Annotated in this window: 14 protein-coding genes; 6 read left to right on the top strand and 8 right to left on the bottom strand. The window is 71.7% G+C overall.

Features of this window, described 5'->3' with window-relative positions:
* Positions 1-372: 372 nt before the first annotated feature.
* From ACIQHQ_RS10075 to ACIQHQ_RS10055, 5 genes are all read left to right on the top strand, one after another.
* On the top strand, positions 373-1,497 hold the full coding sequence (locus ACIQHQ_RS10075; RefSeq protein ID WP_402611640.1) for an ABC transporter ATP-binding protein: 1,125 nt from the start codon (positions 373-375) through the stop codon (positions 1,495-1,497).
* The gene (locus ACIQHQ_RS10070; RefSeq protein ID WP_402611335.1) at positions 1,494-2,195 is read left to right on the top strand and encodes an ABC transporter permease; all 702 of its coding nucleotides are present in this window, start codon (positions 1,494-1,496) and stop codon (positions 2,193-2,195) included. The genes ACIQHQ_RS10075 and ACIQHQ_RS10070 overlap by 4 nt, the downstream gene beginning before the upstream one ends.
* A complete protein-coding gene (locus ACIQHQ_RS10065; protein WP_402611334.1) occupies positions 2,192-2,857 on the top strand; it encodes an ABC transporter permease in 666 nt (221 codons plus the stop codon). Before ACIQHQ_RS10070 ends, ACIQHQ_RS10065 begins: the two co-directional genes overlap by 4 nt.
* A gap of 78 nt (positions 2,858-2,935) precedes the next feature.
* Positions 2,936-3,892, top strand: coding sequence for an ABC transporter substrate-binding protein (locus tag ACIQHQ_RS10060; RefSeq protein WP_402611333.1), 957 nt, complete (start codon positions 2,936-2,938; stop codon positions 3,890-3,892).
* A 123-nt stretch (positions 3,893-4,015) separates the two neighbouring features.
* A complete protein-coding gene (locus ACIQHQ_RS10055) occupies positions 4,016-4,921 on the top strand; it encodes a hypothetical protein (protein ID WP_402611332.1) in 906 nt (301 codons plus the stop codon).
* An 11-nt stretch (positions 4,922-4,932) separates the two neighbouring features.
* Here the strand turns inward: ACIQHQ_RS10055 and ACIQHQ_RS10050 are convergent, their stop codons facing one another.
* The 7 genes from ACIQHQ_RS10050 to ACIQHQ_RS10020 form a co-directional block, all read right to left on the bottom strand.
* Complete coding sequence (locus ACIQHQ_RS10050) at positions 4,933-5,517, bottom strand: GTP-binding protein (RefSeq protein ID WP_402611330.1); 585 nt, start codon at positions 5,515-5,517, stop codon at positions 4,933-4,935.
* Positions 5,504-5,863 (bottom strand): DUF742 domain-containing protein, encoded by a 360-nt coding sequence (locus ACIQHQ_RS10045; protein WP_402611329.1) that lies wholly within the window; start codon positions 5,861-5,863, stop codon positions 5,504-5,506. The genes ACIQHQ_RS10050 and ACIQHQ_RS10045 overlap by 14 nt, the downstream gene beginning before the upstream one ends.
* Position 5,864: 1 nt before the next feature.
* Positions 5,865-6,296 (bottom strand): roadblock/LC7 domain-containing protein, encoded by a 432-nt coding sequence (locus tag ACIQHQ_RS10040; protein WP_010034179.1) that lies wholly within the window; start codon positions 6,294-6,296, stop codon positions 5,865-5,867.
* Between the two features lie 14 nt (positions 6,297-6,310).
* Positions 6,311-8,824: a nitrate- and nitrite sensing domain-containing protein gene (locus tag ACIQHQ_RS10035; protein WP_402611327.1), complete on the bottom strand. Its 2,514-nt coding sequence runs from the start codon at positions 8,822-8,824 to the stop codon at positions 6,311-6,313.
* 191 nt (positions 8,825-9,015) lie between these two features.
* A complete protein-coding gene (locus ACIQHQ_RS10030; RefSeq protein WP_402611326.1) occupies positions 9,016-10,020 on the bottom strand; it encodes a substrate-binding domain-containing protein in 1,005 nt (334 codons plus the stop codon).
* 599 nt (positions 10,021-10,619) lie between these two features.
* Positions 10,620-11,066 carry a DUF6114 domain-containing protein gene (locus ACIQHQ_RS10025; protein WP_402611325.1) on the bottom strand — a complete coding sequence of 149 codons (447 nt, stop codon included), beginning with the start codon at positions 11,064-11,066 and terminating at the stop codon, positions 10,620-10,622.
* Entirely contained in the window at positions 11,066-11,737 is a 672-nt protein-coding gene (locus tag ACIQHQ_RS10020) for a DUF6230 family protein (RefSeq protein ID WP_402611324.1), read from the bottom strand. The genes ACIQHQ_RS10025 and ACIQHQ_RS10020 overlap by 1 nt, the downstream gene beginning before the upstream one ends.
* Before the next feature lie 659 nt (positions 11,738-12,396).
* On the opposite strand from ACIQHQ_RS10020, the gene ACIQHQ_RS10015 reads away from it, so the two are divergent.
* Complete coding sequence (locus ACIQHQ_RS10015; RefSeq protein ID WP_402611323.1) at positions 12,397-13,038, top strand: Tat pathway signal sequence domain protein; 642 nt, start codon at positions 12,397-12,399, stop codon at positions 13,036-13,038.
* 18 nt (positions 13,039-13,056) lie between these two features.
* Here ACIQHQ_RS10015 and ACIQHQ_RS10010 read toward each other — a convergent pair whose 3' ends face one another.
* Positions 13,057-13,983, bottom strand: a complete 927-nt coding sequence (locus tag ACIQHQ_RS10010) for a lytic polysaccharide monooxygenase (protein ID WP_402611321.1) — start codon at positions 13,981-13,983, stop codon at positions 13,057-13,059.
* Positions 13,984-14,246 lie beyond the last annotated feature (263 nt).

Below are 14,246 nucleotides of genomic sequence, written 5' to 3'. Positions count from 1 at the left end.
CAGTGCGCCGGGAGCGACGGTGTTCACCGTGCGTCTGCCATGGCGGGGGCACGTCCTGCGGGTCGGTGAAAGGGGCCCTCTGGTGCCGCGGCAGGCAACGGTCGCCCCGTCGCGACGCCCGGCACGCTCCCCCGAGCTCTGCGAGCAGGGGGTACCCCCACGCGCCGCACCGGCCGAAAGCCCAAGTGCGTCCCGTACGAGGACGTCCGGCCGGCACTCACCCAAGCTCTTCGAGCAGGAGGCACCCCCAGAGCACGCACCGGACGCCGCTCCTCAACGGGCAAACGCTGCCTGCCGCGGCACTAGACTCGTCCGGAAACAGCCCGTACGACCATGGCCAACGCTTCCGCCAACCCGAAGGGCTCCGGCGCCTTGATACGGATCGAATCAGTCACCAAGCGCTATCCGGACGGCACGGTGGCTGTCGACCGGCTCTCCCTCGAGGTACCCGACCGCTCGATCACCGTCCTCGTCGGACCCTCGGGCTGCGGCAAGACCACCACCCTGCGGATGATCAACCGGATGGTCGAACCGAGCGAGGGAACGATCCTCCTCGACGGCGAGGACATCCGGCGCCGGCCCGTCACCAGCCTGCGCCGGTCGATGGGGTACGTCATCCAGAACGCCGGTCTCTTCCAGCACCGCACGATCATCGACAACATCGCCACCGTGCCGCGCGTGCTCGGCTGGGGCAAGCGGAAGGCCCGGGCGCGGGCGGCCGAGCTGATGGAGCGCGTGGGCCTGGACGCCGCGCTCGCCAAGCGGTACCCGTACCAGCTGTCCGGCGGCCAGCAGCAGCGCGTCGGCGTGGCCCGGGCGCTCGCCGCCGACCCGCCCGTGCTGCTCATGGACGAGCCTTTCTCGGCGGTCGACCCGGTCGTGCGCAAAGGCCTCCAGGACGAACTGCTGCGCATCCAGGACGAGTTGGGCAAGACCATCGTCTTCGTCACCCACGACATCGACGAGGCGATCAAACTCGGCACGATGGTCGCCGTGATGCGCGAAGGCGGTCACCTCGCCCAGTACGCACCCCCTGCCGAGCTGCTGTCCAGCCCCGCCGACGGCTTCGTCGAGGACTTCCTCGGAGCCGACCGCGGCATCCGGCGGCTGTCGTTCTTCCCCTCCGCCGAACTCCCCCTGACGACCGGCCCGGTGATCCCGGTGGACGCCACCGCCGAGCAGATCGCCGCCCCCGCCGCCGCCTGGCTGCTCGTCACCGACGGCCAGGGAAGGCCCCTCGGCTGGGCCGAGCCGCACGACCTGACCGCCGGCGACCTCGACCCCGGCCGGCTCCTGCCGCACGGACGGCCGTTCGTCCCCGGCACCGACTCCCTGCGGGCCGCCCTCGACTGCGCCGTGCTCTCCCCGGCCGGCTGGGCCGTCGCCGTGGACGACACCGGGCGGGTGACCGGCGTGGTCTCGCAAGCGGCCATCGGCGAGGCGATCCGCAGCGCCCATGCCGCCGGCCGGGCCGACGAGGCCAAGGCCGCGTCATGAACGGCTTCTTCGACATCCCGAGCGACCTCCAGCACAGCTACGCCGGACTGATCGGACTGCATCTGCGCGAGGCCCTGCTGCCGGTGCTCGCCGGGCTGCTGCTCGCGCTGCCGCTCGCCCAGCTCTGCGTCCGGTTCCGCTGGCTGTACCCGCCCGTGCTCGGCGCCACCACCGTCCTGTACGCAGTCCCGTCGCTGGCGTTCTTCGTGGTCCTCATCGACTACACCGGCCAGACCGAGCTGACCGTGATGATCCCGCTGGCCGTGTACAGCCTCGTGGTGCTCGTCCCGGCCATCGTCGACGGGGTGCGGTCCGTGCCCCGGGAGACCCTGGCCGCGGCCACCGCCATGGGGTTCGGACCCGTACGCCGTTACCTCCAGGTGCAGTTGCCGATCGCGGTGCCCGCCATCATCGCCGGGCTCCGGGTCGCCACCGTCTCCAGCATCTCCCTGGTCAGCGTCGGCACCCTCATCGGCAACCAGGGCGCCCTCGGCAACCTGCTCGCCGACGCGCAGAAGTACGACCGTCCCGAACTGGCCGTGAACTCCGTGATCACCACGGCCGTCCTGGCCATCGCGTGCGACGCCCTGCTGGTGCTGCTCCGCGTCGCGCTGACCCCCTGGATGCCGAGCGGTACCCGCGGGCGCCCGAAGACAGCGCGGCGGCCGCTGCCCGCCCCCCAGGACGTGACCCGGTGAACGTACTGAACTTCGTCAACGCCTTCTTCAGCGACAGCGCCCACTGGCACGGCTACGACGGCATCCCCCAACGCCTGCTCGAACACGTCCAGTACTCGGCCCTGGCCCTGGCCCTGGCCGCCGCGATCGGCCTGCCCGTCGGCCTGCTGACCGGGCACACCGGGCGGGGCGGCAACGCCCTCGCGTTCATCGCCACCGCCGCCCGCGCGCTGCCCAGTTTCGGGCTGCTGGTGCTGATCGTCATCGTCATGGGCTTCGGCCTGCTGCCCGTGATGATCCCCCTGGTCGTGCTCGCCGTGCCGCCGATCCTCGTGACCACCTACGAGGCCGTCCGCGCCGTCGACCCGTCCCCGGTGGACGCCGCCCGTGGCATGGGCATGCGCGAGTCGCGGATCCTCTTCCAGGTCGAACTGCCGGTCGCGCTGCCGCTGATCCTCAGCGGTCTGCGCTCGGCCGCCATCCAGATCGTCTCGACGGCCACCATCGCCGCGTACGTCAGCCTGGGCGGACTGGGCCGCTACATCGTCGACGGGCTCTTCCAACGCGACTACGAGAAGGTCGTCGGCGGCGCCACCCTGGTCGCCGTCCTGGCGCTCGTCACGCTGGCGCTGTTCTGGGTGGCGGGCCGGGTGGCCGTGTCGCCGGGGGTGCGCAGACGCTGAGACCCGGCCTCGACTCCGTAACAAACCGTGACCAAGACACTCTTGACTGATCATAAAGCGGCTGGATTGGATCGTTGAATGACTTCTACCGCGAAGAGCAGCAGGTCCAGGACGAGGCACACCGGCGCGGCGGCCGTCGCGCTCACCGCCGCGACGGCGCTGCTCGCGGGCTGTTCGTCCGGCGACACCTCCGGCAACCCCCTGGCGGGCGAGAAGGCGAAGGCAGGAACCGTCGTCGTCGGCTCCAACAACTTCGCCGAGAGCACCCTGCTCGCCGACATCTACGGCGAGGCGCTCAAGGCCAAGGGCCTCAAGGTCACCTACAAGCACAACATCGGCAGCCGTGAGACGACGTACGGCCTGATGAAGAACGGCTCCGTCACCGTGCTGCCGGAGTACAACGGTTCGCTGCTGGCCTACCTCGACCCCAAGGCCGAGCAGAAGTCCGCCGAGGCGGTGAACGCGGCCGTCAAGGCCAAGCTCGACAAGAAGCTGACCGTCCTTCAGCCGTCGCCCGCCGAGGACAAGGACTCGGTCACCGTCAACGCCGAGACCGCGAAGAAGTACAAGCTCACCTCCTCGTCCACCCTCGCGGACCTCAAGGAGGCCGCACCGGACCTGGTGATCGGCGGTTCGCCCGAGTTCCAGACCCGGCAGCAGGGCCTGAAGGGCCTGAAGTCCGTGTACGGGCTGGAGTTCAAGTCCTTCAAGGCGCTCGACGCGGGCGGCCCGCTGACCCAGGCGGCACTGGCCAGGAACACCGTCCAGGCCGCGGACATCTTCACCACGGACCCGACCATCGTGAAGGAGAGGTTCGTCGTCCTGAAGGACCCGGAGAACCTCTTCGGGTTCGCGAACGTGACCCCGCTGGTCAACAAGAGCGGCCTCTCCCAGAAGGGTGTCGAAGCGCTCGACGCGGTCTCCGCCGAGCTGGACACGAAGACGCTCCTGGAACTCGACGCGCAGGTGCAGCTCGAGAAGAAGGATCCGCTGGACGTGGCGACGGCCTGGCTGAAGTCGGCCGGCCTGGCCTGAGCCGGCCGCCCGTCACGACGGGACAACGGGCCGGGCCGGATTCACAGGGGAACCGAACGCGGGCCGGTGGTGGGGCGTCACAGGGACGCAACCACCCCGGCACCGCGACTCCCTGGGAGAGCCATGCGTACCGACAGCACACGAACCGCCCGTCTTCTGCTCGTCCTCGCCCTGTCCGTCACCGGAGCCGGTGCCGCCGCGGGCTGCGGCTCGGCCGAGGCCGGCGACCCCGAGGCGGACCCGCCGTCACCGGACCGCGCCCATCGGGTCGCCGAGTCCTGGGACGGTTCCCGGGCGGCCGCCCGGTGGCACGAGGGCTACCATCCCGTCGCCCCGGTCGTCCAACCGCCCGCGGAGGGCCTGCGCGGCGACGATCGGCGCGCCTTCGCGACCGGCACCTTCGACGTGCGGGCGCCCCTTTCCTCCGCCCGGGGCAAGAGCGGCCGGGTGACGTGGCAGGACGGGAAATCCCTCACCAGGCCTCTCATGACGGCCGACCGGGCCTACCGTGCCCTGGACCGCAACAGCGGCCCGGGCCCTCGACCGACCGTCACCGGCGCCGAGTTGGGGAACATGACCGTGCTCACCGCCCGCGGGCCGGCGACCGTCCCGGCCTGGCTGTTCACCCTGGAGGGCTACGCCGGTCCGCTGAAGAGGGCCGCGGTGAGCCCCTCCGAACTGCCCGAGCCGCCCATCGGGCCGCTCGGATCCCACGTGCCCAAGGACGGACCGGTGCCGCTCGCCGGCCTGGTGAAGGTGGCGCCGGACGGCCGGTCCGTCACCGTGGTGGCGCACTACGGCTCGTGCGACGACGGCCCCGTCGTGACGGCGCTCGAAACGAACGGCAGCGTGGTGCTGTCCGCCGCAGTGGCGGGCGCCGAGGACCGTCCCCGCACGGCCGATCTGCGCGGCGCGAAGGTGACGGTGACGCTGGACCGGCCGGTCGGCGATCGCATCGTCCTGGACGCGTTCACGGGCCGCCCGGTGCCGTACACCGAGCCGCCCGGCGCCGCTCCCCGCCGCAGCTGAACCGTTCCGCCTCAGGCCTGTACCGCCGACGCGATCAGCTGGTCGATCAGGGCGATCAGCACGTCACGGCACGACTCGCGGTCCCGGGCGTCGCACAGCAGCACCCGCACGTGCTCGGGCACCGCGAGCGCCTCCCGGATGTCCTCGGGCGGATACGGGTGCTCACCGTGGAAGCCGTTGACCCCGACGACGAACGGGATGCCCCGGCGCTCGAAGAAGTCGATCGCGGCGAAACTGGCCTCGGGTCTGCGGACGTCCATGAGGACCACCGCCCCCAGTGCGCCGAGCGCCAGGTCGTTCCACATGAACCAGAACCGCTGCTGCCCGGGCGTGCCGAACAGGTACAGCACCAGCTCCCGGCTGATGGTGATCCGGCCGAAGTCAAGGGCCACGGTGGTGGCCCGCTTCTCCTCGATGCCGTCCAGATCGTCGATGCCCAGACCGGCCATGGTCAGGGGTTCCTCGGTGCGCAGCGGGACGATCTCGCTGACCGACCCGACCATGGTGGTCTTGCCCACGCCGAAGCCCCCGGCGATGAGGATCTTGACCGTGTCGGGCGCCGAAGGCGCGTCAGTGGCAAGGTCAGAGCCGGCCAAGGCCGTCCCTCACTTTCTGCAGCAGGTCCAGGTCCGGAGTGGCGCGGGAAACGAGGCGCGGTGGGCGGACGGTGATCCGGCCCGCCTCCAGCAGATCGCAGAGCAGGATGACGACCACGCTCACCGGCAGGTCGAGCCGGGCGGCCAGCTCCGCCACCGCGAGCGGCTCGGCGCACAGCCGGAGGATTCGGGTGTGCTCGGGCTGGCACCGTGCCGCCGAGGCGGGCTGCGGGTCGACCGCCGTGACCGTCGAGATGAGCGTGAAGTCGGCGCGGCTGGGCCGGGTGCGGCCACCGGTCAGAGCGAACGGCCTGACGAGCCGGCCCGCCGCATCACCTCCGCCCACCTCACACGCCTGGGTCGACGACGGGGCCGGCCACGCCCCGCGGTGCCGCGCTCAGGTGCTCGCCGATCTTCTTCACCAGCATGTTCATCTGGTAGGCCACGACTCCGACGTCCGCGCCGGGCCCGGTCAGCACGACCAGATGCGCGCCGGGACCGGCGGAGGTCAGAATCAGATAGCTGTTGGCCATCTCGATGAGCGCCTGGCGCACCGGACCGCCCCGGAAATCCATGCTGACGCCCTTGCTGAGGCTCATCAGCCCGGACGCGGTCGCCGCGAGCCGCTCGGCGTCGTCGCGCAGGAATCCGGTGGACTTGCTGACCACCAGGCCGTCCTCGGAGAGCACCACGGCCTGGTTCACGTCGGCGACCCGCTCCACGAGTCCGGTCAGCAGCTGGTCGAGCTGGGTGTGCGTGGCGGGGATGGGGCGTGTCATTGCGGTGTCCTTCGTCAGCGGTCGGCGGGCGGAGTCGGGGGGACGGGACCGGCGGCGGCCTGCCGGGGTGCTGCGGCCGTCTCCGCGTCGTACGACGGCTCGGTGTCGTCGTCACGGGCCCGGAGCGTGCCGCGCTGGAAACCGGCCAGGGAGGACGCGGCGGCCTCCGCGGTGAAGTCGTCGAGGGAGCCGTCGTCACCGGCGGGCGGCGCCTCCTCGCGCAGTTCCTCCACCAGGCTGGTCTGCGGCACCCTGCGGGGGAGCGGGGCGAGACCGTCCCGGCGGGGGATCACCTCGCGCGTGGCGGACGGGACGGCGGAGGCGGTGCGGGCCGCGACGAGGGGACGGGGCTCACGGGCGGCCCCGCCGGCGCGTCCGGTTGCCCCCGGAGCGTCGGAGCGCTGCGGCGCCTCACTCGGCTCGGCGTCCACCGCACCCCGTCCTCCCACCGCCACCAGCGTGTCCTCAGGGGGGCCACCGTCCTTCGCGCCACCGTCCTTCGTGCCGCCGGCCGGGCCTGTCGGGCCGGCCGGGACCGCGAGACCGTCGGCACCGGCTCCGGCCTCGGCGGACCGTGCGTGCGGTGCCCCGACGCCCGCGATCTCCCGCACCACGATCTCGTGCGGAATCAGCACGATCGCCGTGGTCCCGCCGTACGGCGACGAGCGCAGGGTGACGGCGATGCCGTGCCGGTGGGCCAGCCGGGCGATCACGAACATGCCGAGGCGCAGGTCGTCGGCGAGCGCCACCACGTCGAACTGCGGAGGTACGGCCAGCTGTTCGTTGAAGGACGCGTAGTCCTCCTCCGGCATGCCGAGGCCGCGGTCCTCCACCTCGACGGCCAAGCCCTTGGCCACCATCTGGGCCCGCACCGTGACGGGACTCGGGGCGGGGGAGTACACGGTCGCGTTGTCGATGAGCTCGGCCAGCAGATGGATGACGTCCGCCACCGCGGGCGGCGCGACGTACACCTCCTCCTCGGTGAGCACGTCGACCCGCTGGTACTCGGCGACCTCCCCGACCGCGCTGCGCAGGATGTCCATCAGCGCGACCGGCTCACTCCAGCTGCGGCCGGGCCGTTCGCCGCTGATGATGACGAGGTTCTCCTCGTAGCGGCGCAACTGGCTGGCGGTGGAATCGAGTTCGTACAGGCCCTTGAGGATGTCGGGGTCGGTGTGCTCACGCTCCAGCGTGTCGAGTTTGCTCAGCTGGAGGTTGACCAGGTTCTGGCTCTGCCGCGCGATACCCAGGATGATCTTCTGGAAGCCGCGCCGGGTGTCGGCGAGTTCGACGGCGGTGTGCACGGCCGTGCGCTGCGCGGTGTTGAACGCCCGGGCCACCTGGCCGAGTTCGTCGTGGCCGTAGTCGAGCTCCGTCGTCGCCGACTCCGGATCGACCGTCTCGCCCCGGTCCAGCCGCGCCACCACGTCGGGCAGCCGCTCCTGCGCCAGGCTGACGGCGGCCCGGCGCAGCCCACGCAGCCGCCGGGACAGCGAACGGGTGATCCGCCAGGACATGCCCACGCACACCAGCAGCGCGAGCAGCCCGCCGGCACTCAGCAGCGCCGCCTTGAGCAGCAGGGCGTCCGCCTTGTCGGCACTGCGCTCCAGCAGCCCCGTCGTCTGCTGCTGGATGAGGCCCTCGTAGTCCTCGGACAGCTTGTCCATGGCGGTGCTCCACCGCTTCCGCGCGTCCGGCAGGGCGATCCGGTCGGCGGAGGCACCTGAGTTGCGCGACGCCAGCACCTCGTCCTCGACGGACTGCAGCGCCTGCCACTGCGGGCTGGCCAGGATGCGCTCCGTCTGCGCCTTCGCGTCGCCCGTCAGCTGCGGCACGACCTGGTCCTGGACCAGCCAGCGCCGCGTGTTCACCAACTCCGTGAACTGCGTCCACGCCTTGTCGTCCAGATGCCCGGACGGCCAGGCCAGGGTCAGCTGTGCGTCCTCCTGGGAGACCAGTTCCGCCGCGTGCTCGAGACCGACCAGCGGGCCGGCCTGCGAGGTGAGGTCGCCGTCGTCGACCTGGGACAGCTCCTGGAAGGCGTGGATCTGGTCGTCGATGATCGAGGAGTACTGGTCCAGCGCCTGTTGCGCGGTGATGTCGGTCGGGTCGTCCACCTGGTCCCGGTAGTACTCCAGGCTGCCCACCGAGCCCAGCACCGAGTACAGCCGGTCGGAGACGCGGGAGGGCGCCTTCTCGATCACGTCCGCCTGCCCGACCAGCTTGGCGACCGCCTTGTCGGTCTCCTCGCGCTGCGCGTCGAGGGCGGCGCGGGAGCCCTTCGGCGAGGCCAGCCACGCGGCCGACAGACTGCGCTCCCGCTGCAGCGCGAGCGTCGCGTCGGTGCCCATGGCGCCGGTCGACCGGCTGAGGTCCGTCTGGTCCCGCAGCCTGAGGCCCTCCGAGAACATCTGGATCGTCGTCACGCCCCACATGGCGGCGAGAGTGATGCTGGGCACGAGGGCCAGGAGCACCAGGGAGAGGCGTATGGAGCCGAGACGGCGCCGGGCACCTGTCCGTCGAGACATCGTCGTCCTAGGGCGATCAGCGGGGGGTGGGGAACGGGGAGGCGGAGCGGTCGGGGAGTGTGGGGAACGGGCGCGGGTGTGGTGCCTTCCCCGGCACGGCACATGGGATGCGCAGGATGTTATCCGCACAAGTGGACGTATGGGCCGGGCCTGACCGAATCTTTGGCGACACCGTCACAGGAAGTATCCGGTCACCGGGTCCCGGCGGCCGCGAACCGTGCCACGGCGGACACATTCGATCTGGTCACGAAGGCGGGGCCGGTGAGGACCGGCGCCGTCCCGCCGCCGCTGACGTTGCCGTTGGTCCGGTACAGCCACAGGGCGTCCACCGCGAGATAGCCCTGCAGATACGGCTGCTGGTCCACGGCGAACTGCACCTCGCCGCCCTGGATCGCCTTGACCAGGTCCTTGTCGAGGTCGAAGGTGGCGACCTCGGCCCTGCTGCCGGTCTGCCGCACCGCCTTGACGGCGCTGAGCCCGTACTGGGCGCCCAGCGTGACGACTTCGTCGATGCTCGAGTCCCGCCGCAGCCGGGCCGCGATCGCGGCGGTCACCGCGTTCATGTCACTGCCGTCCACGTACAGGTTGTCGGTGGCGCCGCGGAACGTCTTGCGCACACCGGCGCAGCGGGCCTCCAGCGCCACGTTGCCCCGCTCGTGCACCACGCACAGGGCGTGTTCGGCATTGAGGTCGTCCAGCTTGTCGCCGACGGCCCGGCCCGCGACGGACTCGTCCTGCCCGAAGTACTCCAGGAGCCCGGTCGGGCGCCAGGCGTCGATACCGGAGTTGAGCCCCACGACGGGGATGCCGGCCGCCTTGGCCTGGGCGACCGGGCCGCGCATCGCCGCCGGCTTGGCCAGGGTCACCGCGATGCCGTCGGCCTTGTCGCGGACAGCCTTCCGCATCAGGTCGGCCTGCGCGGCCGGGTCGGCGTCGCTGACGTACGTCAGGTCGACGCCGTCCTTGGCGGCCGCCGCCTCGGCGCCCCGGCGCACCAGATCCCAGAAGGCGTCCCCCTCGCCGCCGTGCGTCACCAGGGTGACCCTCATCCCGCCGTCCGGCCCGCCCGCCGTGTCCGGCCCGTCGTCGGCCACGCCGAAGGCGGAGCAGCCGGACACCAGCAGACACAGAGCGGACACCAGGGTCGCGAGACGCGTGCGTCTCACGGAAGGGCGCGGCGGGGGAGGAGTGTTCATGAGGGGCGGACCTCGCTGTGCGGCCGAGCAAGAGCAGGGTGAGAGTGCAGGCGGGCCGCAGGGTGTGCCCCGACCGGATGACTCTCGCTGGCCCGGAGCCAATCGTGTGTGACCACCGATCGTCAAGTGAGCGGACACATGCCGTGAGGTGATGCTGCCGCATCGTGATGATCTGTGCGACTGGTCGAACAGTGGCGCCGGGAAAGGCTCTCACCTCGGCCTTCCGTACCGTCCGTGCGGTTCGGCCGGCACGCGCGGACAGAGATGACGCCGGGCTGACCGCTCATGATCACCGCCGACGCGGCCGGCTCCGGCTCGGGGTGCCCGCCTGCCACTGGTGCGGCACGCGGCACGCGGGACGGCGGACGCGGCGGAAGGGGCGGTGACGGTGGGGCAGGCGGGGGCTTCGAGGACGCGAGGCCCTCGGCCCGGCCGGGCGGGACGACCCGGAGGTGCCGTGCCGGGCCGCCACGCGAGAGTGCGGGCAGGCCGGAGGGCAGGTCACCGATCGGCTGGGCCGCCTCCGGATTCCCGTGGACGCCGGACAGGGCCGGCCATGCGGCGGGTCCCGCGTGCCGGGAGCCGCTTCGCGGCAGGGCTCAGGGCTGCCCCACCGGCGCCGGGGGCACGCCCTTCGCCGTCCGGGCCTCCTTCCGGCGCCGCCTGCGGCTGACGCGGGGTTCCTGGTCCGGGAGCCAGCCGAAGGCGAGGCAGCTGCCGATCACGCCCAGGAGCAGGCCGATGAAGAAGCCGCCCAGGTTGGAGGTCAGCCAGGTGCCCAGGGAGACCAGCACCCCGATGAGCGAGTAGAACAGGCGCTGAGCGGGATTGAAGAGGATCAGCACGCCGCACAGCAGCATCACGGCCGGGAGCAGATAGCCGGCCAGGCCCTGCATGCCGACGTGCAGGATGACGTCCAGCGACGCCTTCAGGGTGAGCAGGACCTCCGCGCCGCCCAGGGCGAGCAGCAGCCCGCCCCAGAACGGCCGGCCGGCCCGCCACTGCCCGAAGGCGGGCCGCAACCCCTCGCGCGGACCGCGCGGCATCAGCAACCCGATCCGCTGAAGCCCAGCTTCAGTCCCGGCAGCTTGAACACGCCGGCCGTCGTGGCGTAGTTGGTCTGCCGCAGGTTGGCGATGTGCACCGTGTCGGACTGCTGGCTGAACACGCCCTTGGGTCCGCGGCCCTTCGGCCCGGCCTTGTCGAGCATGCTGGCGTCGTTGCCGATCTCGATGTTGTTGAACGCCGCGTCGCCGGTCAGCTCGGTGGAGTCGGTCGTCAGATCGCTGGCGGTGACCTTCTGCGCCCCTTGACCCGCCCTGATGACCAGGTTCGTGCCGCCCAGGTCCACGCTCTGGCACAGCTTGGTGAGGGTCGCGTTCTTGATCACGGACGTGACGACCAGCACCTGACCGCCGGTGTCACCCGCGTTGGGACTGCCCTCGGCCATCTCGTCCAGGCCGCCGAACTGTGCGAATCCGGTGCCGTTCAGCTCGGTCGCGGTGACCGTGAACGGCATGCCGGAGATGGCGAACTGCACGCCCAGCGCCCCCTCGGCGGTGAGGACCGCGAGACCGGCGGCGACCAGCGTGGCCGGCACCGCCATCACCGCGGCGCGGCGTGCCCGGACCCGCCCGCGTCGCGCGGGAACGTCACCGGCGTCCGGGGCGGCGGCGCCGTCGGCTCTCTCGGGGGTGTGCTCGGCGGAGGAGGTCATGTCTGCTCCAGGTGCGTGTGGGTGCGGATCGGGACGGCGGTGGCGCATTGCCCTGGCGCGGACATCGACGGCGTACGCGCATCCCCGCAACTCCCGGCGGTTGCAAGGGCTTTCCGTTACGCCGCAGTAGCCATCGAGGAAGTTACCGGCGGTTACATCAAGGGTCAAGGGAAGTGTGAACAAAGAGTGTCGATTCTGCGCCGCAGGTGAGTCGCCGGTGTCGCGAAAGACTCAGCCCGCGCACAACTCCCCTGCGAAGCCTTGACGTTGATGGAGAAGCAGGTCTACAACTCTCCTCGTCCCACCGGATCCGTGGCGCCGGATCCGCCGCGCGGCACCGTCCGCGTGCCCCGGACCCGCTCGTCCCCGTACGGGCAGCTCGTCACCCAGTGCGTCCGTACGGGCAGCTCGTCACCCGGTGCGTCCGCACGGGCTTTCCCTCGCCCGAGTCCCCCGCCACGGCACGGCCGCTTCCCTGGAGCCGTGCCATCAGCCACCACACCCCGCCCGGCCCCGCCGCAGGTCCCTTCCCGTGTGAGCCTCCGGCCGGTGACCGGCGGGCCGTTGCCGGCCCGTCACGTACGGAGAAGACGCGACGAGCCGGCAACGGCGGACGCCCGGCCCACTCCCCACCCCCGCTATGAAAGAGGTACACCCGCATGCGTACACGCACCCTCCTGGCCCTCACCGCCGCCGTCGCCGCCCTGGGTCTCGCCGCCCCCGCCTCCGCGGCCGACACCCCCGTCCTGACCACCGCCGACGGCGCGGCCGTCGCGGTCGGCGACGTCCTCGACGCGTCCCTGGCGAGCGGCACCGCCGCCACCTTCTACTCCAGCGCGACCGGCACCAACGGCATCTCCTGCACCAAGTCGGCGTTCTCCGCCACCGTCACCGACAACCCGGCCGCCCCCGGCACCGCCACCGAGTCCCTGACCAAGCACAGCTTCGACACCAGCGGCTGTACCGCCAACGTCGTCGGAGTGCTCGGGGTCAGCGGCATCACCGTCGACAACCTGCCCTACACCACCAGCGTCTCCTCCGACGGCACCGTCTCCGTGACCCCGGCCGCGGGCTCCACCGTCCAGTCCACCGTCAAGCTGCGCACCCTGCTCGGCACCATCACCTGCGTCTACCAGGCCCCCGGGCTGACCGGCACGTCGGACAACGCCGACAACAGCATCTCCTTCAGCAACCAGCAGTTCACCAAGGTGTCCGGCTCGTCGCTGTGCTTCGCCAACGCGTTCTTCACCGCCAAGTACGCCCCGGTGACCGCGGGCGGTGTCGCCGTCAACGTCAACTGACCTCTGCGACGCGTCAATTCAGCGTCGCCGTAGCCGTACGGCCAGGGCGGCGCCGCCGGTGAGCAACAGCACCGCCGCGGCGCCGCCCGCCAGCATGGGCGCGGACGGGCCGGAGGCCGGGCCGGAGGTACCGGCCAGTGGCGTCCCGTCGCCCCGAGGGCGCGAGCCGGGGGTGGGCGCGGCAGGGCCGGCCGCCGGCTCCTTCTTCGCCGCCTCCCTCCTCCGCTCGGGCATCGCCCCCTCCCGCTTCCTGCGCTCCCCCTCCTTCTCCTTCTCCTGCGCCGGCTGCGGCTCCTTCTTCTCCGTCTCCGGGAACACCACGTCCGAGCACGAGTAGTAGGTGTCCGGCGTGCTGCTGTTCTGCCAGACCGTGTACAGCACGTGCCGCCCGGCCCGGTCGGACGGCAGGGTCGTCTCGAAGCGGTACGCGCCGTCCGTCAGGGCCGGGTCCGTCACCTGCGCGAACGGCTTCCCGGGCAGGTCGGACCAGGACAGCGGCCCGGACGGGTCGTAGCCGGGCTTCGTCAGATACATCCGGAACGTGCCGGTGTGCGGGATCGTCGAGACGTACCGCATCGTGAGCGTCGCGCCGGGTGCCACCCGCGTCGAGGGCCAGTCGGCGCGGACGAGATCGAGGCCCCGGTAGGCGGGCAGACCCCCGCTGCACAGCTTCCCGTCGGGGACGACGTCACGGTCCCGGCCGTTCACGTTCGCCACCCGCAGGTTGTCCCACGCCGTGAAAGGCGCTCCGTTCGCGGCGACGGCCGCACGGCACGCCGCCGAGCCGGCGCGGTCACCGCCCTGTGGGGAACAGGCCACCACCCGGCTGACCGGGTCCGTCGGCGCGCCGTGCGCCCGGGCCGGCCCCGCCGTCCACAACGGCAGCAGCAGCGGGGTCACGAGAGCGGTCGCAAGTGCGGTGCGGTGTGCGGGTCCACGAGACATCCGTCTGCGTCTCCTCGGCCTGGGCGGCGACGTTCGGTATGCAGTACGGGAAATCGGCCCGGTGCGTTCATCACGCCACGACCTGCGCGAAAAGGGTCCATTGAGCCCTCAACTGCCCGTCATAGAGGGTCGCGTGCCGACCGGATCGAGGGTTTCCCCCGTATCCCGGTGACCTTCCCTTTGCCTATCGTTCGAGCACAGCTGACCCACAGGTAACCCCGAACGGGTCCGCGGCTGTCTCGCGCCTGGCCGGCCATCGCGTC

The sequence above is a fragment of the Streptomyces sp. NPDC092370 genome (assembly GCF_044755265.1).
GTDB lineage: Bacteria > Actinomycetota > Actinomycetes > Streptomycetales > Streptomycetaceae > Streptomyces.
The sequence above is the reverse complement of the archived record's forward strand: the minus strand, read 5'-3'. Positions and strand labels throughout refer to the sequence as shown.